This window comes from Sphingomonas sp. IW22 (assembly GCF_041321155.1).
Classification (GTDB): domain Bacteria; phylum Pseudomonadota; class Alphaproteobacteria; order Sphingomonadales; family Sphingomonadaceae; genus Sphingomonas.
Genome location: NZ_JBGGWB010000001.1, coordinates 944,405 through 966,658 on the forward strand (window position 1 = coordinate 944,405; position 22,254 = coordinate 966,658).

23 protein-coding genes are annotated in these 22,254 nt (G+C 63.8%); 2 read left to right on the plus strand and 21 right to left on the minus strand.

The features are described from left to right. The first annotated feature begins 61 nt into the window (after window positions 1-61). Both ACAX61_RS04740 and ACAX61_RS04745 read left to right on the plus strand, forming a co-directional pair. Window positions 62-2,353: a coiled-coil domain-containing protein gene (locus ACAX61_RS04740; protein WP_370713650.1), complete on the plus strand. Its 2,292-nt coding sequence runs from the start codon at window positions 62-64 to the stop codon at window positions 2,351-2,353. Window positions 2,354-2,356: 3 nt separating this feature from the next. After that, window positions 2,357-2,833 (plus strand): GyrI-like domain-containing protein, encoded by a 477-nt coding sequence (locus ACAX61_RS04745; RefSeq protein WP_370713651.1) that lies wholly within the window; start codon window positions 2,357-2,359, stop codon window positions 2,831-2,833. A 16-nt stretch (window positions 2,834-2,849) separates the two neighbouring features. On the opposite strand, the gene ACAX61_RS04750 is transcribed toward ACAX61_RS04745, so the two are convergent. From ACAX61_RS04750 to ACAX61_RS04850, 21 genes are all read right to left on the minus strand, one after another. Continuing rightward, on the minus strand, window positions 2,850-3,110 hold the full coding sequence (locus ACAX61_RS04750; protein ID WP_370713652.1) for a DUF1467 family protein: 261 nt from the start codon (window positions 3,108-3,110) through the stop codon (window positions 2,850-2,852). A 14-nt stretch (window positions 3,111-3,124) separates the two neighbouring features. Further along, window positions 3,125-4,765 (minus strand): ribonuclease J, encoded by a 1,641-nt coding sequence (locus ACAX61_RS04755; protein WP_370713653.1) that lies wholly within the window; start codon window positions 4,763-4,765, stop codon window positions 3,125-3,127. Between the two features lie 75 nt (window positions 4,766-4,840). Further along, entirely contained in the window at window positions 4,841-5,617 is a 777-nt protein-coding gene (locus ACAX61_RS04760) for a type III pantothenate kinase (protein ID WP_370713654.1), read from the minus strand. Between the two features lie 16 nt (window positions 5,618-5,633). Beyond that, entirely contained in the window at window positions 5,634-6,338 is a 705-nt protein-coding gene (locus tag ACAX61_RS04765) for a biotin--[acetyl-CoA-carboxylase] ligase (protein WP_370714904.1), read from the minus strand. Window positions 6,339-6,343: 5 nt separating this feature from the next. Next, a complete protein-coding gene (nuoN, locus tag ACAX61_RS04770) occupies window positions 6,344-7,789 on the minus strand; it encodes an NADH-quinone oxidoreductase subunit NuoN (RefSeq protein ID WP_370713655.1) in 1,446 nt (481 codons plus the stop codon). Further along, complete coding sequence (locus tag ACAX61_RS04775; RefSeq protein ID WP_370713656.1) at window positions 7,789-9,399, minus strand: NADH-quinone oxidoreductase subunit M; 1,611 nt, start codon at window positions 9,397-9,399, stop codon at window positions 7,789-7,791. Before ACAX61_RS04775 ends, nuoN begins: the two co-directional genes overlap by 1 nt. 4 nt (window positions 9,400-9,403) lie before the next feature. Beyond that, a complete protein-coding gene (nuoL, locus tag ACAX61_RS04780) occupies window positions 9,404-11,473 on the minus strand; it encodes an NADH-quinone oxidoreductase subunit L (protein WP_370713657.1) in 2,070 nt (689 codons plus the stop codon). A gap of 7 nt (window positions 11,474-11,480) precedes the next feature. After that, window positions 11,481-11,786, minus strand: a complete 306-nt coding sequence (gene nuoK / locus ACAX61_RS04785) for an NADH-quinone oxidoreductase subunit NuoK (RefSeq protein WP_325284054.1) — start codon at window positions 11,784-11,786, stop codon at window positions 11,481-11,483. Then, entirely contained in the window at window positions 11,783-12,394 is a 612-nt protein-coding gene (locus tag ACAX61_RS04790) for an NADH-quinone oxidoreductase subunit J (RefSeq protein ID WP_370713658.1), read from the minus strand. The genes nuoK and ACAX61_RS04790 overlap by 4 nt, the downstream gene beginning before the upstream one ends. A 90-nt stretch (window positions 12,395-12,484) precedes the next feature. Beyond that, the gene (nuoI, locus tag ACAX61_RS04795) at window positions 12,485-12,970 is read right to left on the minus strand and encodes an NADH-quinone oxidoreductase subunit NuoI (RefSeq protein WP_370713659.1); all 486 of its coding nucleotides are present in this window, start codon (window positions 12,968-12,970) and stop codon (window positions 12,485-12,487) included. Next, on the minus strand, window positions 12,967-14,016 hold the full coding sequence (gene nuoH / locus ACAX61_RS04800) for an NADH-quinone oxidoreductase subunit NuoH (protein WP_370713660.1): 1,050 nt from the start codon (window positions 14,014-14,016) through the stop codon (window positions 12,967-12,969). The genes nuoI and nuoH overlap by 4 nt, the downstream gene beginning before the upstream one ends. Then, window positions 14,013-16,019 (minus strand): NADH-quinone oxidoreductase subunit NuoG, encoded by a 2,007-nt coding sequence (nuoG, locus tag ACAX61_RS04805; protein ID WP_370713661.1) that lies wholly within the window; start codon window positions 16,017-16,019, stop codon window positions 14,013-14,015. Before nuoG ends, nuoH begins: the two co-directional genes overlap by 4 nt. Further along, a complete protein-coding gene (locus ACAX61_RS04810) occupies window positions 16,019-16,666 on the minus strand; it encodes a hypothetical protein (RefSeq protein WP_370713662.1) in 648 nt (215 codons plus the stop codon). The genes nuoG and ACAX61_RS04810 overlap by 1 nt, the downstream gene beginning before the upstream one ends. Before the next feature lie 24 nt (window positions 16,667-16,690). Then, window positions 16,691-17,992 carry an NADH-quinone oxidoreductase subunit NuoF gene (gene nuoF / locus ACAX61_RS04815; protein WP_370713663.1) on the minus strand — a complete coding sequence of 434 codons (1,302 nt, stop codon included), beginning with the start codon at window positions 17,990-17,992 and terminating at the stop codon, window positions 16,691-16,693. Next, window positions 17,992-18,156, minus strand: a complete 165-nt coding sequence (locus ACAX61_RS04820; RefSeq protein ID WP_370713664.1) for a hypothetical protein — start codon at window positions 18,154-18,156, stop codon at window positions 17,992-17,994. Before ACAX61_RS04820 ends, nuoF begins: the two co-directional genes overlap by 1 nt. After that, complete coding sequence (locus ACAX61_RS04825) at window positions 18,153-18,824, minus strand: complex I 24 kDa subunit family protein (protein ID WP_370713665.1); 672 nt, start codon at window positions 18,822-18,824, stop codon at window positions 18,153-18,155. The genes ACAX61_RS04820 and ACAX61_RS04825 overlap by 4 nt, the downstream gene beginning before the upstream one ends. Then, entirely contained in the window at window positions 18,824-19,165 is a 342-nt protein-coding gene (locus ACAX61_RS04830; protein WP_370713666.1) for a nuclear transport factor 2 family protein, read from the minus strand. The genes ACAX61_RS04825 and ACAX61_RS04830 overlap by 1 nt, the downstream gene beginning before the upstream one ends. Next, window positions 19,153-20,364: an NADH-quinone oxidoreductase subunit D gene (locus ACAX61_RS04835; protein ID WP_370714905.1), complete on the minus strand. Its 1,212-nt coding sequence runs from the start codon at window positions 20,362-20,364 to the stop codon at window positions 19,153-19,155. The genes ACAX61_RS04830 and ACAX61_RS04835 overlap by 13 nt, the downstream gene beginning before the upstream one ends. Before the next feature lie 23 nt (window positions 20,365-20,387). Beyond that, the gene (locus ACAX61_RS04840) at window positions 20,388-21,230 is read right to left on the minus strand and encodes an NADH-quinone oxidoreductase subunit C (RefSeq protein ID WP_370713667.1); all 843 of its coding nucleotides are present in this window, start codon (window positions 21,228-21,230) and stop codon (window positions 20,388-20,390) included. Continuing rightward, window positions 21,227-21,763, minus strand: coding sequence for a NuoB/complex I 20 kDa subunit family protein (locus ACAX61_RS04845; protein WP_370713668.1), 537 nt, complete (start codon window positions 21,761-21,763; stop codon window positions 21,227-21,229). The genes ACAX61_RS04840 and ACAX61_RS04845 overlap by 4 nt, the downstream gene beginning before the upstream one ends. Further along, the gene (locus ACAX61_RS04850) at window positions 21,754-22,128 is read right to left on the minus strand and encodes an NADH-quinone oxidoreductase subunit A (RefSeq protein ID WP_325284043.1); all 375 of its coding nucleotides are present in this window, start codon (window positions 22,126-22,128) and stop codon (window positions 21,754-21,756) included. Before ACAX61_RS04850 ends, ACAX61_RS04845 begins: the two co-directional genes overlap by 10 nt. Between the last annotated feature and the right edge of the window lie 126 nt (window positions 22,129-22,254).

Below are 22,254 nucleotides of genomic sequence, written 5' to 3' on the forward strand. Positions count from 1 at the left end.
ACCGTTTTGGTTAACGCATGGTTTCGCTCGCGAATGCGCTGCGATGTGTTAAAAGTGAAAAATGCACGGGGGTTCTCGCATCATCGATTTCCACGCCGACCGGGTAAAGCGCGACTCGGCGCCGGACGGAAATGACGTGCTGCCGATGCAGCACCTCGACCCGGATACCACGTTCGAAGCGCCGCCGCCGTCGGGATCGGAACGGGCCCTGGCCGGCAGCGCCGTGCTGGCGGCGCTGTTGTGGATGGGGCTGGTCGGCTGGCTGCTACTCGCTGATACAGGCGCCATGCCCGACGACCCCGTGGCGATCGTTCAGCTTTGTGCAGCCGTCGTCGCACCGCTCGCCCTGATCGCCATTCTCTGGCTGGTGGCGCGCCGGACAGGGGACGAACAGGCTCGCCGCTTCGCTGCGCTTCAACGCGCGCTGCGACAGGAGGCCGACCGGTTCGAGGCGCGGATGCTGATGCTGTCCGAACGCATTGCTGCCGACCGTGCGCTGCTCGACGAACATATGCGCGAGCTGATGGAAACCGGTGACAGCGCAACCGCTCGGATGCAGGCGGTGGCCCATGCGATGGCGACGGAGGTCGCATCCATCCACACGGCCGCACGCACGCTGGGCGAATCGAGCGAGGGCGCGGCCAAGCGGCTGGCCATCCTGCTCGCGCAGTTGCCCAAGGCGCAGGGCGAGGTTCAGGCGCTCGCCACCTCCTTTGGCGATATCGGCATGGATGCCGGTGAAAAGGTAGCGGCGCTGGACGCCCAGCTTGCCGCCCTGACCGAACGCGGCCGTCACGCCGACGAAGTTGCAAGCGGCGCGGCGCAGCGGCTGGCAGCGCACATCACCCGCATGGAGGCGACCAGCGAAAGCGCCGGAGTGCGGCTTGAGGAACTTACCGCCCGCATGTCGGCTGAGGTGGACGCGGTTCTCGAACGCGCCGCCACCGCCATTGACGAGGCGCGTCGCGGCATTGCGGCGCAGGGCGATGCGACCGCCGCCATGCTGGCATCGAACCACGCAGTGCTGGACCAGCATGCACAGGCTGGCCTCGACCGGCTACGCGAACGCCTGTCGCTGGTCGAAGCCAGCATCGCCACCATTGCCCAGGCACTGGATCGGGAACGCGAACAAGCCGATTCGCTGTTCGAAACGCTGGACGCCAATGTCGCCCGCGCGACCGCCCAGATCGACCAGCTGCACGACGCCGGGACCAGGCGCGCCGCCGCCCTTGCCGAGCAGGTGACAACCGTGACCGCCGGTCTGGACGCAATGCGCGATGCCATGCGCGGCGGCGACGATGTGGCGCGCGCAACCATGGAAACGGCGGAAACGCTGCTTACCGCGCTTGATGCCGCCACGCGGGAAATCGACGAAACACTGCCTGAAGCGCTGGGGCGCCTCGACACGCGCGTGGGCGACAGCCGCCGTATCGTGTCCGCTGCCAAGCCTGAGCTGCTGGCGCTGGTCACCGCCGCCGAAAGCACCCACAGCGCGATCGAGGCGATCAACACCACCGTCAACGCGCAGCGGGACACGCTGGTCGGTCTGTCCGCTGCGCTGGTGGATGCACTGGGTACCGGCAGCGAGCGCATCGAGGATATTCAGGGCACCATCGAACGGACCATCGCCGACACGCGCGAATTTGCCGATGGCGCCGCGCCGCAGCTGGTCGAAGCGCTGATCCGCATCCGCGAAACGGCGGGCGCCGCCGCCGATCATGCCCGCAAGACGCTGGGCGCCGTCATCCCCGAAGCCGCCGCCCGCCTTGAGCAGTCAGCGGTCGAGCATTTCGCCCGCGCATTTGACGATTCGGTCGCGCGCCAGCTGAAGCTACTTGCCGAAGCCGCGAACGACGCGGTCCGCATCGCGACCATCGCCGCCGACCGGGTAGGCAAGAAGACGCTGGCCATGGCAGAGGCAAGCGCCCAGGTAGAAGCCCGCATCGAACAGGCCGATGCCGAGCGAGAGGCCGCCGATCGCGACAGCTTTGCGCGGCGCATGTCGCTGTTGATCGAAGCGCTCAATTCGGCCTCGATCGACATCGCGAAGGCGTTGTCGGCCGATGTCGCGGACACCGCATGGGCCGCCTATCTGAAGGGCGATCGCGGCGTCTTCACTCGCCGCGCGGTGCGGTTGCTGGAGCCCGGACAGCTGCGCGAGATCGCCGCGCTTTACGACGCGGACCCCGATTTCCACGAACAGGTCAATCGCTACATCCACGATTTCGAGGGGATGTTGCGCATCGTCCTGGCGCAGCGCGAAGGGTCGACGATGGGGGTCGCCCTGCTGTCATCGGACTCGGGCAAGCTATACGTGGCGCTCGCCCAGGCCATCGAGCGACTGCGCGCCTGATGCATGGCGCGTAACCCCAGTTTCGTTGAACGTCCGGCGATGCGCCTGGCCGGCTTTCACGCGAAGCACCCCGACACGCGCTTTGCAAAGCAGTCACCCAATCAGTGGGCGCGGCTGATGGGCGCCTCCCCGCTGCCGGGTCAGTGCAACGATGTCGGATATGGGGTGCGCTATGCGGACCAGATCGACCAGCCCTATCTCGATTATATCGCCGCCGTCGAAGTCGCGGCCGCTGCGCCACTATTGCCCGGATCGACGGAGGTAACCCTTCCCGCCGGAAGTTATGCCGTGTTCGACGGGTTCGAACAACTCGCAGAACTGCGTGCGGCGTGGGGGTGGATCGCCGCCGACTGGTTGCCCGCCGCGCCCTTTACGGTGGCACCTGTCCCGGCCTTCGAACGCTATGGCGAGGGGTTCGATCCGCTGCTGGGGCGTGGGGACATGTCGATCTGGCTGCCAGTCATCCCGCGCGCCCGCTGAGCGAAGCGCAGCGGCTCTAATGGGCAAAGTCCAGCATGTCGGCGGTAACCCAGCCATTGATGTAATTGGCGATAAAGGCGGCGAACATCAGCGTCGAGACTAACGTCGTCCACCCGATCACGCGCCAGATGGGAAAGCGGACCGGCGCGCTGTCAGCCTGACCAGGCACGCGTACCTCCCCCGCTTCCTCACCCGTCCGCGCAAAGAAGGGCAGGACGAAGAAGAGGCACAGGAACCAGAACAGAAACCAGATGGCCAGACCCGATTGCCAGGGCACCGCTTCCTCCCCTGTCAGCCGCCGATGACCAGCACGTCGACCACGGGCTTCTTCCCCGTCCAGCGGGTCGCAACGCGCCGCGCGGCAAGGCGAATGGCCTCACGACGGCGATCGGGGTCGCGCTCACCCTTGCGGAGCGTCTGCACGACCGCATCGGCCACTTCGTCCAGGAACGGCTCGCGCTCCTCCTCGACCGGGACGCCCTGAATACGCACCTGCGGCTCACCAATAAGCCGTCCGTCGCGGTTCAGCGCAACTGCGACCGACATCTGGCCGTAATTGGCGATCCGCCGCCGCTCCGCGATGGTCGCACCGTCCGACGGCAGGATCACGTCGCCATCGACGACCAGTCGCCCGACGGTCGCAAAGCCGATCCGCTTCGGCTCGCCCGGCGCCAGGCGCAGCACATCGCCGTCCTTGTGACGGATCGACTGCGGCACGCCGTTCGCCAGCGCAAAGCGGGCATGTTCGGCCAGATGCCGGATCTCACCATGCACGGGCACCACCATTTGCGGGCGAATCCAGCGGTACATAGCCTGCAATTCGGGTCGGCCGGGATGGCCGGACACGTGGACGAATGCCTGCCGGTCGGTGATCAGGTCGACGCCCTGCTCCGCCAACTGGTTCATGATCCGCCCGATCGCGACCTCGTTGCCCGGAATCTGCTTGGAGGAGAAAATGACGCGGTCACCCGCCTCCAGCTTGATCGGGTGGTTATTGTCCGCAATGCGCGCCAATGCCGCGCGCTGCTCCCCCTGTCCGCCGGTCGCGACGATCAGCACGTTGCCCCGCGGCAGCTTCATCGCGGTTTCGAAATCGACGGTTTCGGGGAAGTCCTTGAGATAACCCGTCGCGCGCGCAACGCGCACGATCCGGTCGAGCGAACGCCCGGCAAGGCACAGCCGCCGCCCGGTGTCGCGCGCGCATTCGCCCAGCGTCTGCAACCGCGCCGCGTTGGAGGCGAAGGTGGTGACGACTACGCGCCGTCCCGCCGCTTCCTCGATCGCGCGGTCCAGCCCCTCGCGCACGTCCGCTTCGGACCCCGACGCATCTTCGTTGAAGACGTTGGTTGAATCGCAAACCAGCGCCAACACGCCCTCATCCCCGATCGCGGTCAGTTCCTGACCGGTCGAAGGCACGCCCATCGTGACCGATTCGTCGATCTTCCAGTCGCCGGTGTGAAATACGCGGCCCTGCGGCGTTTCGATCAGCAGGGCGTTACCCTCTGGGATCGAGTGGGCAAGCGGTACGAAGCGCACCTTGAACGGCGCCATATCGACGCTGCCGCCGAACTCCACGACCTTCAGCACCACCTGGTCGGCAATGCCCTCTTCATCCAGCTTGCCGCGGATCAGCCCGGCGGTGAATGGCGTGGCATAGATGGGCACGCCCAGATCGGCGGCGAGATAGGGCAGCGCCCCGATATGGTCTTCATGCCCGTGAGTGATGACGATCCCCACCAGATCGTCGAGCCGGTCCTCGATAAAGCTGAGGTCGGGCAGAATGATGTCCACGCCCGGATAACCCGGATCGGCAAAGGTCACGCCGCAATCGACCATCAGCCATTTGCCGGCGGTACCATAAAGATTGACGTTCATGCCAATCTCGCCCGATCCGCCGAGCGCGACAAAAAGCAGTTCGTTCTGTGGGGTCACTTGGTTCCTGACTTCGGAAAATGGGTTGGCCGGTCGCACTTGACGCGACGATACGCGGCCGAAAACGTCTTGGTGCTAGATATGGCGACGCTGCCAAAGGATCGCCAGCCCCTGAATCGTCAGGTCCGGCTCGATGGCATCGAATGCATCGCTATGCTGCTCGAACAATACGGCCAGCCCACCCGTCGCGATCACGCGCGCGGGACGCCCGATCTCCGCGCGCATACGCGCGATCAGGCCCTCCATCATCGCGACATAGCCCCAGAAGATGCCGATCTGCATCTGGCTGACGGTCGTGCGGCCAATCACGGTCGCTGTTTCCGGCGCCTCGATGGCGATACGCGGCAACTTGGCCGCCGCCCCCACAAGCGCATCAAGCGACAGGTTGATGCCCGGCGCGATGATCCCGCCCTTATAGGCCCCGGAATAATCGGCAACGTCGAAGGTTGTGGCCGTGCCGAAATCGACGATGACCAGGTCGCCTTCGTATTTCTCATGCGCTGCAATGACGTTCAGCGCGCGGTCGGCGCCGACATTCGCTGGTTCGTCGACGTCGAGGGCAATGCCCCATGGCAGGTCACGCCCCGCCACCAGTGCGGGCGCACCGAAATATTTCTGGGCCAGCACTTCAAGATTGTGCAGCGCGCGCGGCACGACCGTGCCGATGACGACAGCCTCTACATCGTCGCGCGCATAGCCCTCAAGCGTCAGCAGCTGATTGAGCCATACGACATATTCGTCCGCCGTGCGCCGTGGATCGGTCGCAATGCGCCAGCGTGCGCGGATATTGCGCTCGCCATCGACCAGCGCGAACACGACGTTGGTGTTACCGGCATCAACCGCGAGCAGCATTTGAACAATCTCCGCGTTAGAGCAGGAACACGTCGCCCGCGTGGATGACACGCATACGCCCATCCGCCAAGCGCAGGATGAGCGCGCCGTGCGCATCCAATCCCTCGAACAGCCCGGCCACTTCTGCGCCGCCGGGTTCGTGCAAGCGGATGGCTGTGCCGGCAGGATGCGCGCAGGCAAGCCATGCCGCGCGAATCGCGTCGACGCCGCCACCGCGCCAGCGATCCAGCCAGCGCGCCACCGCCTCCGCCAGTGTTTCCGCAAAGATCGCGACGCTGACCGCCGCCCCCTGCGCCGCGAGTGAAGTTGTGGGCCGGTCGGGCAGGTCAGGATGATGGGCGAGGTTCACGCCGATGCCCATGACGACTGCGTCGCCGCTACGCTCCAGCAAAATGCCGGCAAGCTTCGCCCCGTTGAGCAGCAGGTCGTTGGGCCATTTGAGCGCAAGCGATCCCGGCATGGGCGTCAGAAACGCACTGACCACCTCATGCAGCGCCACACCCGCTACCAATGACAGCAGCGGCGCGGGCGGGTCGGTGGGCCGCAGGCGGAGCAGCGCGCTGCCATGAAAATTGCCGGGCGGCGACGACCACACCCGCCCCTGACGCCCGCGCCCTGCCGTCTGGCGCCCGGCACAAAGCCATGTCCCCTCCGCCACCCCGCTCGCGGCAAGCGCGAGCAAGTCGGCATTGGTCGATCCGGTTTCCTCGACGGTGAGGATAGGGCTCAGAACAGCGCCCGTGCGGCCGCCAGACTGGCGGCGCTGAGCGCGGGGATCAGCAGATAGCCGACCGGCGAGATGAACACCGCACTGGCCGCGATCAGGCCCTTTTCAACGACGCTGTCGCTCGGCGCGAAGGCAGGCGCCACCGCGTCGAAATACATCGTCTTGACGATCCGCAGATAATAATAGGCGCCGATGACGGATGCCGCGATGCCGATTACCGCCAGCGGAAACAGGCCAGCCTGGACCGCGGCATCGAATACCGCGAACTTGGCATAGAAACCGAACAGCGGCGGGATCCCCGCAAGGCTGAACATGAACATTGCCAGCGCCAGCGCCAGACCGGGTCGCGTTCGCGACATGCCCGACAGGCTGGCGATATCCTCGACCGGCTGCCCGTCCGCGCCGCGCATCTGCAGCACGACCAGGAAGCTGCCCAACGTCATCACGACGTAGATGACCATATAGGTCAGCACCGCCGCCACGCCCTGCTCCGTCGCGGCGGCAAGGCCGATCAACGCGAAGCCGACATTGTTGATCGACGAATAGGCAAGCAGACGCTTGATGTTTTTCTGCCCAATCGCCGCCACAGCGCCGAGGATGACCGAAGCCAGCGCCGCGAAGATCACGATCTGACGCCAATCGGCCGATGCCGGTCCCATCGCCTCGATCGCGATGCGCAGCGCGAGCGCGACTGCTGCGACCTTCTGCGCGCTGGCGAAGCTCATCGTCACCGGGGTCGGCGCGCCTTCATACACGTCGGGTGTCCACATGTGGAACGGCACCGCCGCGATCTTGAAGGCAAGGCCCGCGAACACGAACACCAGCCCGAACAGCAGCCCAGTCGATGTGCCCGCAGCATAGGCACCCGCGATGCCGGTGTAGAGCGTCGTGCCCGAGAAGCCGTAGACCAGGCTGATACCGTACAGCAGGATTCCCGATGCCAGCGCGCCGAGGATGAAGTATTTCAGCCCCGATTCCGCCGACCGCTGATCGCGCCGCATGAAGCTGGCAAGGACATAGGCAGCAAGGCTCTGAAGCTCCAGACCGACGTAAAGCGTCAACAGGTCCGCCGCCGACACCATCATACCCATGCCGACCGCCGCAAGCAGCATCAGCACCGGGTATTCGGGTCGCAGATCATCGCCGGATGTTTCAGCGAAGAAGCGCGGCGCGATCAGGATGGCGACCGCGCTGGCGATATAGATCAGCACCTTGGCAAAGGCGCCGAACGCGTCCGCCCGCCACAGCCCATCAAACGCCACGCCGCCGGTTGAGGCAGGACCGAACAGCGCGATTCCGGCGCCCGCCAACAGCGCGACCGCCGCATAGCTGATCGCGCGGGTCGAGTTCTGACCGCCCCATGCCGCCGCGAGCATCAGCGCCAGGCTGCCCAAGGTCAGCACCAGTTCGGGCAGGATGAACAGCATCTGCGTACCGTAGGACATCAATGGCCTCCGCCATGCGCGGGGGCTTCGGCGGCGGCGGCATCGCCACCCTCGCCGGCCTCGCCATGGGCCGTAACTTCTTCGACATGCGCCTCATGCGCGGCGATCGCTTGCGGGTTGCCCGCGGTGGGACGCGAATCGCTGCCTGGATTGGCGCGGTTGATCCGTTCCAGCAACGTGGTCACGTCGGCCCGCATCGGCGCGATGAAGCTTTCGGGATAGACCCCCATCCACAACACCACCGCCGCGACCGGCGCCAGCAATGCGATTTCTCGCTTCGACAGGTCGGGCATCACGCGAACATCGTCGGACTTGATCTCACCCCAAACCACGCGGCGATACAGGTACAGCATATATGCCGCGCCCAGAATGATGCCGGTCGTGCAAATCAACGTCATCCATGTCGACACTTGATAGGTGCCGGCCAGGCTTAGGAACTCGCCCACGAACCCGCTCGTGCCCGGCAGGCCGATCGACGCCATGGTGAACAGCAGGAACAGGATCGCGTAGCGCGGCATGTTGTTGGCCAGACCGCCATAACGCGCGATCTCACGCGTATGCAGCCGGTCATAGATGACGCCGACGCAAAGAAACAGCGCACCCGACACCAGCCCATGGCTGAGCATCACGATCATCGCACCTTCCAGCCCCTGCTGGTTGAAGGCGAACAGGCCGATGGTGACGATCGCCATGTGCGCGACCGACGAATAGGCGATCAGCTTCTTCATGTCCGACTGCACCAGCGCGACAAGGCTGGTATAGACGACCGCGACCGCCGACAGCGCCAGGATCAGCCACGCCAGCTGGCCCGACGCTTCGGGGAACATCGGCAGGCTGAAGCGCAGGAAGCCATAACCGCCGAGCTTGAGCAGCACGCCCGCCAGGATAACCGACCCCGCGGTCGGCGCCTGAACGTGCGCGTCGGGCAGCCAGGTGTGGACTGGCCACATCGGCATCTTGACCGCGAACGACGCGAAGAACGCCAGCCACAGCCAGGTCTGAACTCCGCCGGGGAAGTCATAGGCCATCAGGTCCGGGATGAACGAGGTGCCCGCCGTCACGCTCATATAAAGCATGGCGATGAACATCAGCACCGAACCCAGCAGCGTATACAGGAAGAACTTGTAGCTCGCGTAAATGCGGTTCGCGCCGCCCCAGATGCCAATGATCAGGTACATGGGGATCAGGCCGGCTTCGAAGAACATGTAGAACAGGAACAGGTCCTGCGCCGCGAAAGTGCCGATCATCAGCACTTCGACGCCCAGGAACAGCGCCATATATTCCGGCACCCGTTCCTCGATCGCTTCCCAGCTGGCGCCGATGCAGATTGGCATCAGGAACACGCTGAGCATGATCAGCATCAGCGCGAAGCCGTCGATGCCGAGCGCCCAGGCGAAACGGCCGAAGACCGGCGCATATTCGGTGAACTGCCACTGTGGTGCCGCCGCGCCGATCTCGAAATTGGCCCATAGCAGACAGCCGAGGACGAAATTGATCAGCGTCGCGATCAGCGCGACCCAGCGAGCCGTATGCTTGTCGACGAAAAGGCAACCGATCGCCGCGAGAAGCGGCACGGCCAGCATGACGGAGAGGATGGGAAAACCGCTCATGACCTCACCGCCCCGCAATTGCCCAGGTGACCGCAGCGGTAAGCCCGATCAGCATGACGAAGGCATAGGAATAGACATATCCTGACTGGACGCGCGCTGCGACCCGGCTGCCAAGCGAGACCAGCGCCGCCGACCCGTTCGGGCCAAAGCGGTCAATGGTCCCCTCGTCCCCGGCCTTCCAGAACAGGCGACCGAACGCGAAGGCGGGCTTGACGAAGAGCAGGTCGTACAGCTCGTCAAAATACCATTTGTGGAGCAGGAACCGGTGCAACACGCGGAATGTCTCCGCAAAGCGCGCCGGAAAGCCCGGACGGATGAGATAGGCGTAGATCGCCGTCAGCAGGCCGAGGATCATGACGATCGTCGCCGCCAGCTTAACCAGCAACGGCACCTCATGCATGGCATGCGCCAGATGCGTGTTGAAGAAGATCGACCCGTTCCAGAACCCGGCATCCTCGAGGAATGCATGGTGGAACGCCAGACCCGCACCGACCGCGCCCGTGGTCAGCACCAGAAGCGGGATCAGCATGACCAGCGGGCTTTCGTGCGGGTGATAGCCCGCCGTGCCCTCGTCCGCGGCATGACCATGTTCGTCATGCGCGTGCGCAGCATGTGCCACCGGTGCGTGACCCGCATCTTCCTGCGCAGGCGCGTCATGATCATGGCCGTGGCCATGATCGTCATGCACCGCATGCTGAATATGCTCGGACCCCGACCAACGCGGCTTGCCCCAGAAGGTCAGGAACATCAGGCGCCACGAATAGAAGCTGGTCAGCAGCGCGGCGAGCGTACCCACCCAGAATGCGCCCTGCCCCGTGCCCGAAGCCCAAGCCGCCTCAAGGATCGCGTCCTTCGAGTGATAACCCGCGAACCCGCCTACGCCGTAGATGCCGACGCCGGTGATCGCCAGCGTACCCGCCATCATCGTCCAGAAGGTGACCGGGATGTGACGGCGCAGGCCGCCATAGAAGCGCATGTCCTGTTCGTGATGCATCGCATGGATCACCGAACCGGCGCCCAGGAACAGCAGCGCCTTGAAGAACGCGTGCGTGAACAGGTGGAACATCGCCGCGCCGTAAGCGCCGACGCCCGCAGCAAAGAACATATAGCCCAGCTGCGAACAGGTCGAATAGGCAATGACGCGCTTGATGTCGGTCTGAACGGTGCCGATCGTCGCTGCAAAAATGCAGGTCGCGGCGCCGATGCCGGTCACGACGGTCAGGGCGAAAGGCGAGACCTCGAACATCGGCGACAGGCGGCACACCATGAACACGCCTGCGGTCACCATGGTGGCCGCGTGGATCAGCGCCGACACCGGGGTCGGCCCCTCCATCGCGTCGGGCAGCCAGGTGTGCAGACCAAGCTGAGCCGACTTGCCCATCGCGCCGACGAACAGCAGCAGGCACAGCACCGTCATCGTGTCGAGCCGGTAACCCAGGAACCCGATGGTCGAGCCAGCCATGGACGGCGCTGCCTCAAGGATGGCTGGGATCGAGATCGTCCCGAACACCAGATAGGTGCCGAAAATACCGAGCATGAAGCCAAGGTCGCCGACGCGATTGACGACGAACGCCTTGATCGCAGCGGCCTGAGCCGACGGCTTTTTATACCAGAAGCCGATCAGCAGATAGCTGGCCAGACCCACGCCTTCCCAGCCAAAGAACATCTGGATCAGGTTGTCCGCCGTCACCAGCATCAGCATGGCGAAGGTGAACAGCGACAGATAGGCGAAGAAGCGCGGCTGATCCGGGTCCTCCGCCATATAGCCCCAGCTATACAGGTGGACCAGCGCCGACACGCTGGTGATGACCACAAGCATGACCGACGTCAGCGTATCGACGCGCAGCGCCCAAGCCGCATCCATCGTACCCGAACGGATGAAGTCGAGGACATGCACGACCTCGGCCTCGCGCCCGCCCGTCAGGAAACCGAGGAAGATCGGCCAAGACAGCGCGCAGGCGATGAACAACGCGCCGGTCGTCACCGACTTGGCGGCAACATTGCCGATCGCGCGGTTGCCGAAGCCCGCGACGATTGCCGCGATCAGCGGCAGAAAGACGATAGCCTGAATCACCAGATGCTTACCCCTTCATCCGGTTGGCATCATCGACCGCGATATTGCCACGGCCACGGAAATAGATGACGAGAATGGCAAGCCCGATCGCCGCCTCACCGGCCGCGACGGTCAGCACGAACATCGCGAACACCTGTCCCACCAGATCACCGAGAAAGGCGGAAAAGGCGACAAGGTTGATGTTCACCGCCAGCAGGATCAGCTCGATCGCCATCAGAATGACGATCAGGTTCTTCCGGTTGAGGAAGATTCCCATCACACCCAGCGCGAACAGGATCGCGCCGACCGCCAGATAGTGGTTGAGACCAATCACAGCTCCACCCCCTGCCCGACGGGCTGATTGACGTTGCGGGTCGCGTCCTTTTGGCGGCGCGCAACCTGCCGAGCGACATTCTGCTTCAGAACGCCGGTCCGATCACGGTGCGTCAGCACGATCGCGCCGATCATGGCGACCAGCAGGACCAGGCCCGCGCCCTCGAACACCAGCAGATAGCGGGTGTAGAGCAGCCGCCCGATCGCTTCGATATTGGGCACAAGCGCGTCAATCGGCGCAATGCGCGTCGACAGCTCGATCCCGCCCGCGCTCCACGCGCCAACGCCGATCATCAACTCGGCCGCAAGTGCGACGGCCAGCACGAGCCCCAGCGGCAGATAGCGGACGAACCCGGCGCGCAGTTCGGCGAAGTCGATGTCGAGCATCATCACGACGAACAGGAACAGGACCGCGACCGCACCGACATAAACGATGACGAGCAGCATCGCGATGAATTCGGCACCCACCAGCACCATCAGACCCGCCGCATTGAAGAATGCGAGGATCAGCCAGAGCACGGAATGCACCGGGTTGCGCGCGGTGATGACCATTGCCGCCGACAGGACGACAATGGTCGCGAACAGATAAAAGGCGATGGCCTGGATCAAGCGAACGCCCTCCCGGCTGCGACCGCGCGGGACAAATGGTGCCCGGCGGAGTGGAACTGAATCATGACTGACCCCTTATGCCCGCGCCGCTTAACGATAGGGGGCGTCGGCGGCAAGGTTCGCGGCGATCGCGCGTTCCCACCGGTCGCCATTCGCGAGCAGCTTTTCCTTGTGATAGATCAGCTCCTCACGCGTTTCGGTCGAGAATTCGAAGTTTGGTCCCTCGACAACCGCATCGACCGGGCAGGCCTCCTGACACAAGCCGCAATAGATGCACTTGGTCATGTCGATGTCGTAACGCGTGGTGCGACGCGACCCGTCCTCGCGCGGCTCCGCCTCGATCGTGATCGCCAGCGCCGGGCACACCGCTTCGCACAGCTTGCACGCGATGCAGCGTTCCTCGCCGTTGGGATAGCGGCGCAGCACATGTTCGCCGCGAAAACGCGGACTTATCGGGTTCTTTTCATACGGATAATTGATCGTCGCCTTCGGCTTGAAGAAATACTTCAAGGTCAAAAGGTGCGCCGATACGAACTCGGCGAGCGCAAATGATTTTAGGGTCTGAGCGAAACTCATGCCGAAACTCCAACGCGCGTCAGCATCAGGAAACCCGACACGAGGAACACAAAAACCAGGCTGAGGGGCAGGAAAATCTTCCAGCCCAGCCGCATCAGCTGGTCATAACGATAGCGCGGGACCGTCGCCTTCACCCAGCTGAACAGGAAGAAGAAGAAACCCATCTTCAGGAACAGCCAGATGATGCCCGGCACATAATAAAGCGGCGCCCAGTCGAACGGCGGCAGATAGCCACCCCAAAACAGCACCGCGTTCAGCGCGCACATCAGGATGACGTTGGCATATTCGCCAAGCCAGTAGAGCGCGAACGCCATCGACGAATATTCGGTCTGATAACCGGCCACCAGTTCCGATTCGGCTTCGGTCAGGTCAAAGGGCGCACGCGCGGTTTCCGCCAGCGCCGAGATGAAGAACACCACCGCCATCGGGAACAGCAGCGGGTTGAACCCGAAGCCGTTGATGAACCCGTAAAGCCCGCGCTGCGCCTCGACGATCGAAGTCAGGTTGAAGCTGCCCGCCCACAACACGACCGACACCAGCACGAAACCGATGGCCACTTCATAGCTGACCATCTGCGCCGCCGCGCGGATCGCCGAGTAGAACGGGTATTTCGAGTTGGACGACCAGCCCGCCAGGATGATCCCGTAAACGCCCAGCGACGATGCCGCGAGCACGTAGAGCAGTCCGACATTGATGTCCGCCAGCACGACTTCGACATCGAAGGGAACCACCGCCCATACGATCAGCGCAACCGTAAAGGTGATGATCGGCGCCAGCAGGAACAGGCCCTTGTTCGCGCCGGTGGGGATGATCGTTTCCTGAAGGAAGACCTTCAGGCCGTCGGCGAACGACTGGAGCAGGCCGAAGGGACCGACGACGTTCGGGCCCCGGCGCAGCGCCATCGCTGCCCAGATCTTGCGGTCGGCATAGATGATCATCGCCACCGCCAGCATGACGGGTAGCGCGATCAACAGGATGCCCGCCAGCGTGGCGACCGTCCAGGCCGCCTCGAAGGGCAGGCCGAGCCATTCGAAGAAAGACGTCACTCGGCTGCCTCCGCGAAATCCTCGCCATGGATCAGTTCGGCCGAACAGCGCTGCATCGTCGGCGACGCGCGGCAGATGGCGTTGGTGAGATAGAAGTCGGCGATCGGATAAGTGACCGCTCCGGCCCCCTTGCCATCAAGCGCCGGCGGATTCCAGTCGTAACCGGCAAGGCCCTGACGCCCAAGCGCGGGAACTTCGACCGCCATCGCCCGGCGCAGGCCGGCGAAATCGTCGAACGGCAATGTGTGACCCAGCACGTCCGACAACGCGCGCAGGATCGACCAGTCGTCGCGCGCATCGCCGGGGGCGAACACCGCACGCTCGCTGAATTGCACGCGGCCTTCCAGATTGACATAGGTGCCGGGCTTTTCGGCATAGCTGGCCGCGGGCAAGATCACGTCGGCGTGATGCGCGCCCTTGTCGCCATGATGGCCGACATAGACCTTGAACGCACCGGCAAAGGCCGTGAAATCAACCTCGTCAGCGCCCAGGAAGAACACCAGCTTGGGGTTTGCAGCGACGATATCGGCAATCCCGCCCGTTTGCGCATAGCCGAGCATCAGCGCGCCCATGCGGGCAGCCGCCGTATGCACGACGTTGAAGCCGTTCCAGCCGTCGCGCACGACGTTCAGCGACTTGGCCAGCGCAAGCGCTGCACCCTGGCCGCCCTTGAGCGCGCCAGGACCGACGACGATCATCGGCCGCTCGGCCTGTTCAAGCACGCTTGCCGCGGCTGAGGGCAGATTGCCCAGCAGCGACAGATCGTCCCCCAGCCACTCGACCTTATAGGTCAAATCTACCTGCGGACCGATGGCGAACACGCGCGCGCCACGCTTGATCGCCTTGCGGACGCGCGTGTTGATCAGCGGCGCTTCCCAGCGAAGATTGCTGCCGACCAGCAGAATCGCATCAGCGTCCTCAACCCCGGCGATTGTCGTGTTGAAGGCGACCGCACCCAGATTGCTGACGTCATAAGCCATGCCCGTCTGCCGCCCTTCGAGCAGCGACGAACCGAATGCGCCGACCAGCTTCTTGGCCGCGAACATCGTCTCGCAATCGACCATGTCGCCGGCAATCGCGGCAACGCCCTGCCCCGCAGTGGCGGCGACCTGAGCGATGGCGGCGAACGCCTCATCCCAGCTGGCGGGCTGGAGCTTGCCAACACGGCGCACATAAGGCTTGTCGAGGCGGCGGCGGACCAGGCCGTCGACATGGTGGCGCGTCTTGTCGTGCGCCCATTCCTCGTTCACGTCCTCATTGATGCGCGGCAGGGCACGCAGCACCTGACGACCGCGACTGTCGAGGCGGATGTTACTGCCGACCGCGTCCATCACGTCGATCGCCAGCGTCTTCTTCAATTCCCACGGGCGTGCGTTGAACGCATAGGGCTTGGAAGTCAGCGCACCGACCGGGCACAGATCGACGACATTGCCCGACAGCTCACTGGTCACCGCCTTTTCGAGATAGGACGTGATCTGCATGTTTTCGCCGCGATAGATCGCGCCGATTTCCTCCACGCCCGCGACTTCCTCCGCGAAGCGGACGCAGCGGGTGCACTGAATACAGCGGGTCATGACCGTCTTGACGATCGGGCCCATGTACTTCTCGGTCACGGCGCGCTTGTTCTCGGTATAGCGCGTGGCGCCACGGCCATAGGCCATGGTCTGATCCTGAAGGTCGCACTCGCCACCCTGATCGCAGATCGGGCAGTCGAGCGGGTGATTGATGAGCAGGAACTCCATCACCCCTTCGCGCGCGGCCTTCACCATCGCCGAATCGGTCCGCACTTCCTGATTGTCGGCGGCGGGGAGCGCGCAGCTCGCCTGCGGCTTGGGCGGCCCCGGCTTTACCTCGACGAGGCACATGCGACAATTGCCCGCAATCGACAGGCGTTCGTGATAGCAGAAGCGGGGAATCTCCTTACCCGCCGCTTCGCACGCCTGAAGCACGGTGGCGCCCTGCGGCACCTCGACTTCGATTCCGTCGACTTTCAGTTTAGGCATCAGCTGTTTCCGGCCGCACGCGCGGCATTGGTATTGAGATATACGGCCTCGGCGATCGCCGCCTCAAGGATCGGCTTGCTGAGCTCGACCTTGGCGCCCTGGTCGACGCACGCACCCATCGCCGGCACCAGTGCGGCCACGTCCTTGGCCTCGGCCCCGGTCTCGGCGTTCTCGCGCACAAAATGGATTGCCCTTGCCGGATCGCGGCGCAGGATGCAGTCACCGAACCGAACCAACGCGACGTGGCGCTGCGCCGCTGCATCGTCGGGCGCCGCACCCAGCGTCAGGTCCGCCGAAGCGGCAAGCGGCGTGTCGGTCCCGACACGCCTACGAACCAACTCGGCATACAGCGCACCGCGCAGCAACCGGGCATTAATTGACAGGCGGCTGCTGTCGTAATCGCCCGACACGCCCAGGCATTCATTGGTCGCCAGCCCGGCGACCGCCTTCTGGCCCGCGCTCGACATCGGCATGGCGAGCGCCCGGTCGACACCTTTGGGGTCCCTCTGGAGCACGCAACGGGCAAACCCCTCAAGCGTCACGCGCGCCCGTGCGGCCGGGGACATGGTACCGGTCGGCACCCGCGCCGGCTTCAACGACAGACGCGACGACGCCTGTGCCTGCGGCGGGGCCGCGGCGACCAACATCAACAGGGCAAGCGCGCCCGCCATTTACTCTGCCGCCTCCTGATAGGACGCGCCGTGGCCCTGGCGTTCCATGATCCGCCGCTCCATCTCCGGGCGGAAGTGGCGGATCAGACCCTGGATTGGCCAGGCGGCGGCATCCCCGAGCGCACAGATGGTGTGGCCCTCGACCTGCTTGGTCACTTGATACAGCGTGTCGATCTCGGAAATGTCGGCGTCGCCGGTGCGCATCCGCTCCATCACGCGCCACATCCAGCCGGTGCCTTCACGGCACGGCGTGCACTGGCCACAACTTTCATGCTTGTAGAAATAGCTGATGCGGCTGATCGCGCGGACGATGTCGGTCGACTTGTCCATGACGATGACGGCCGCAGTGCCCAAGCCCGATCCGACGCCCTTCAGGCCGTCAAAATCCATTGGGCAGTCCATGATCTCGGCCGCAGGGACCAGCGGAACCGAGGAACCACCGGGGATGACCGCCAGCAGATTGTCCCAGCCACCACGAATACCGCCGCAATGCTTTTCGATCAGCTCGCGGAAGGGGATGCTCATCGCTTCCTCAACCACACACGGCTTTTCGACATGGCCGCTGATCTGGAACAGCTTCGTGCCCTTGTTATTCTCCCGCCCGAAGCTGGAAAACCATTCGGGACCGCGCCGCAGGATCGTCGGCGCAACCGCAATCGATTCGACATTGTTGACCGTGGTGGGGCAACCATACAGACCGGCGCCTGCCGGGAACGGTGGCTTCAGCCGGGGCTGGCCCTTCTTGCCCTCAAGGCTTTCCAGCATCGCGGTTTCTTCGCCGCAGATATAAGCGCCGGCGCCGCGGTGGCAGAACACGTCGAAATCATAGCCCGAACCGCAGGCATTCTTGCCGATCAGACCCTTGTCATATGCTTCGGCAATCGCGGCGAACAGCACCTCGGCCTCGCGAATATATTCGCCGCGAATGTAGATATAGGCCGCCCGCGCACGCATCGCGAAGCCAGCGACCAAAGCACCTTCAATCAGTTTGTGCGGGTCGTGGCGGATGATCTCGCGATCCTTGCACGAACCCGGTTCGGATTCGTCGGCGTTGATGACCAGGAAGCTGGGACGTTCCGGGGTCGGATTCTTGGGCATGAAGCTCCACTTCATGCCGGTCGGGAAGCCCGCACCCCCGCGACCGCGCAGGCCCGATGCCTTGATCCGATCGATGATCGTATCCTGGCCCAGTTCCAGCAGCGCCTTCGTATTGTCCCAGTCGCCGCGCTTCATCGCCGCGTCGATGTTCCATGGCTGATAGCCATAGACGTTGGTGAAGATGCGATCCTTGTCAGCGAGCATTACTTGCCGTTCCCCAGCAACTTGCGGCCACCCGCCAAGATGGCGACGACGATTGCGGCGCCGATCAATACGCCCAGCAGCTTGAAGCTGAGCTTCAGCACCCAGCCCAGCACGACGATCGCGCCGATGATCGCCAAAATGGTGATGATCGTGTTCTTGCTCATGCCGACCATTCCGAGCGGTAATCGTGATTGGCATCGACCATCGCGGTCAGCGTGGTCGGCCCGCCTTCCGGCTCCGAGGTGTGACGGCCGTTCTGCGGACCCGGCTTCGGCGTTTCTCCGTTCGCCAGCGCCGACAGGATCGCGACCGTCTTGTCGTAATCCAGATCCTCGTAATTATCGTCGTTGATCTGCACCATGGGCGCATTGGCGCAATTACCCATGCACTCCACCTCGGTCAGCGTGAACAGGCCGTCGGGCGTCGTGCGGCCCTTGATCAGGCCCTGGTTCTTGCAAGCCGCCAGCACATCGTCCGACCCGCGCAGCATGCATGGCGTCGTGCCGCAAACCTGCACGTGATAGCGGCCGACCGGGGCCAGATTGTACATGGTGTAGAAGGTCGCCACTTCGAACACGCGGATATACGGCATGCCGAGATACGAGGCGACATATTCGATCACCGGAACCGGCAACCAGCCCTGCGTCTGCGTCTCCGCTCCCACCTGGCGTTGCGCCAGGTCGAGCAGCGGCAGCGTGCCCGATTGCTGACGCCCGGCGGGGTAGCGCGCGACGATCTCTTTGGCCTTGGCGGCATTCGCCTCGTTCCAGGCAAAATTACCCCAGCGCGCGCGGACTTCGGCTTCGTCGGGAATATTGGGTGCGTCGGCCATCAGCGAATGAACTCCACGCGGCTCACCTCGTCACCGCTGAACGAATAGACGGTCATCACATCGAACGGCTCGGCATCGGCCGAACGGAACACGCGCTCGTGAAGGACCACGCGGTCGCCCAGTTCGAACTGCTGGAGCACGTCGGCGCGATTTTCGGGGAATTGCTCGAACACCTTCGCCATGCCGGCGCGCACGCCCTCACGACCGTCGCGCACGACGTCGCCGCGATAATTGGCTTCGCAGCCATCGACGGCGAACATGTCGGCATAACCGTCGGCATCGCGCGCGTTATAGCGTTCCATCAGGCGCTCGATGATCGGCAGGCGGCTCAACGGTCGCACTCCCCGAACACGATGTCCATTGCCCCCAGAATTGCGGTGGTGTCGGCCAGCATGTGTCCGCGGCTCATAAAGTCCATCGCCTGAAGATGGCTGAACGCCGTCGGCCGGATCTTGACGCGATAGGGCTTGTTCGACCCATCGGAGACGATGAACACGCCCAGCTCGCCCTTGGGGCTTTCGGTCGCGACATAGACTTCGCCGGCGGGCACATGGAACCCTTCGGTGAAGAGCTTGAAGTGATGGATCAGTGCTTCCATCGACCGCTTCATGTCCGCCCGGTTCGGGACGGCCACCTTGCGATCGAGCGACAGCACGGGGCCGTCCGGCATCTCGTTCAGGCACTGCTTCATGATGCGTGCCGACTGGTACACTTCCTCGACGCGGACCATGAACCGGTCGTAGCAGTCACCCCGCGTGCCGACCGGCACTTCAAAGTCCATGCGGTCATAGACGTCATAGGGCTGCGACTTGCGAAGATCCCAGGGAAGACCGGCAGCGCGGATCATCGGGCCGGAGAAGCCCCATTTCAGCGCGTCTTCACGGCTAACAATCGCGATATCGACGTTACGCTGCTTGAAGATGCGGTTTTCGGCAACCAGGCTGATCGCGTCCCCGAACAGCTGCGGCAGACGCGTGTCGAGCCAGTCGGCGATGTCGGTCAGCAGCTTGAGCGGCACGTCCTGACGCACGCCGCCGACGCGGAAATAATTCGCGTGCATGCGCGCGCCGGAGGCCCGCTCATAGAAGTTCATCAGGTCTTCGCGAAGCTCGAACATCCACAGGTTCGGCGTCATCGCGCCGACATCCATGACATGGCTGCCAAGGTTCAGCATGTGGTTCATGATGCGCGTCAGTTCCGCGAAGAACACGCGCAGATACTGGCCACGAACCGGCACTTCCAGATCGAGCAGCTTCTCGATGCCGAGCACGAAGCTGTGCTCCATGCACATCGGCGAGCAGTAATCGAGACGATCGAAATAGGGGATCGCCTGCTGATAGGTCTTGTACTCGATCAGCTTTTCGGTGCCGCGATGGAGCAGGCCGACATGCGGGTCGATCCGCTCGATCACTTCGCCGTCCATTTCCATGACCAGACGCAGCACGCCGTGCGCCGCCGGGTGCTGGGGACCGAAGTTGATCGTGTAATTCTGGATCGCGACGTCGCCGGGGCTTTCAGGCGTTTGCCCGGCCGCGTGCATCAGTTCGGTGGTTGTATCGGTCATTACTGGTTCTGACCCCCGCCCTTCGAGGGAACGACATCCGGGTCGACGGGCTTTTCATCCGTACGGTTGCCCGGATGCGGCTGACCCGCGCCGGTCTGCCCGGTGTTTTCGCTGGTCTTGACTTCGTGCGTGCGCGATTTGGCTGGCTCGCCGTCGCCACCCTTTTTCAGCTGGTCGGCGGTGACCGGCGAAGGAGCGCCCTTTGCTTCCGGAACGGGCTGAGGCGCAGGCGCCTTCTCGTCACCGGGCAGCACATATTGCGCGCCTTCCCACGGGCTCATGAAGTCGAAGGTGCGGAAATCCTGGGCCAGCTTCACGGGCTCATAAACCACGCGCTTGGCCTCTTCCGAATAACGCAGCTCGACATAGCCCGTCAGCGGGAAGTCCTTGCGGAACGGATGCCCGCGAAAGCCATAGTCGGTCAGGATCCGGCGCAGGTCCGGGTGCCCGTCGAAAAGCACGCCATACATGTCATAGACTTCGCGCTCCAGCCAGTTGGCGACCGGCCACATGTCCGCCACCGACGGCACAGGCGTATCTTCCGTCGCGGTCACGCGCACGCGCAGGCGGTGGTTCCGCGTAACGCTGAGCAGGTGATAGCAGACGTCGAAGCGCTCCTCGCGCTCTGGATAATCGACGCCGGCGATTTCCATCAGCTGCTGATATTCGAGGCCGGGCGTGTCGCGCAGCGCCGTCATTGCCGCGAGCAAGCCGTCGCGGGTGACGGTCAGCGTGACCTCACCAACCTTGTCCTGCGCATCCAGCAGGGCCGGACCGATCGCCGCCGTGGCGGTGTCGATCACACCCTCGTTCGAGGCACAGCGGGGAGCAGGCGCTCTCATCGTTCAATCGTTCCCACGCGGCGGATTTTCCGCTGGAGCTGCATCACGCCGTAAAGCAGCGCTTCGGCAGTCGGCGGACAACCGGGGACATAGATGTCCACCGGCACGATCCGGTCGCAGCCGCGCACGACCGAATAGCTGTAATGATAATAGCCACCGCCATTGGCGCACGAGCCCATCGAAATGACGTATTTCGGCTCAGACATCTGGTCATAGACGCGGCGCAGCGCCGGGGCCATCTTGTTGCACAGCGTGCCCGCGACGATCATCACGTCCGACTGACGCGGGGATGCGCGCGGCGCGGCACCGAATCGCTCCATGTCATAGCGCGGCATGTTCACGTGAATCATCTCGACCGCGCAGCATGCGAGGCCGAAGGTCATCCACCACAAAGAACCAGTGCGCGCCCATTGGAATAGCTCTTCCGTCGAGGTGACGAGAAAGCCCTTGTCCTGAAGCTCACCGTTCAGGTCGTTGTAAAAGCCCAGGTCGGGCGCCGTTCCCGGCGCGGGCTGTGCGAGGTTCACTCCCAATCGAGTGCTCCCTTTTTCCAAGCGTAGACAAGGCCGAGCGCGAGTTCGGCAATGAAGATCATCATCGAGAACCAAGCCGTCCAGCCCAGATCGAACACGCTCACCGCCCATGGATATAGGAAGGCGGCTTCGAGATCGAAGACGATGAACAGGATGGCGACAAGATAAAAGCGGACGTCGAACTGGCTGCGCGAATCTTCGAACGCGGGAAAGCCGCATTCATATTCGGTCAGCTTCTCAGGCGTCGGCTTGTGCGCGCCGGTAAAGCGCGCCGCCACCATCGGCAGGAAAACGAATGCCGACGACAGGATCAGTGCCACGCCCAGAAAGAGCAGGATCGGCAGATATTGCGACAGGTCGACCAAGGGTCATCTCGCGTTGCAACAGAGGGGTTGGGCGCGCTTCTAGGACGATGACCCGAAGGGGGCAAGGCGCGGCGGCTATGAGAATGAATCGCAACTGAACCCGGCGTTTGTCGCGTCCCGCGACAC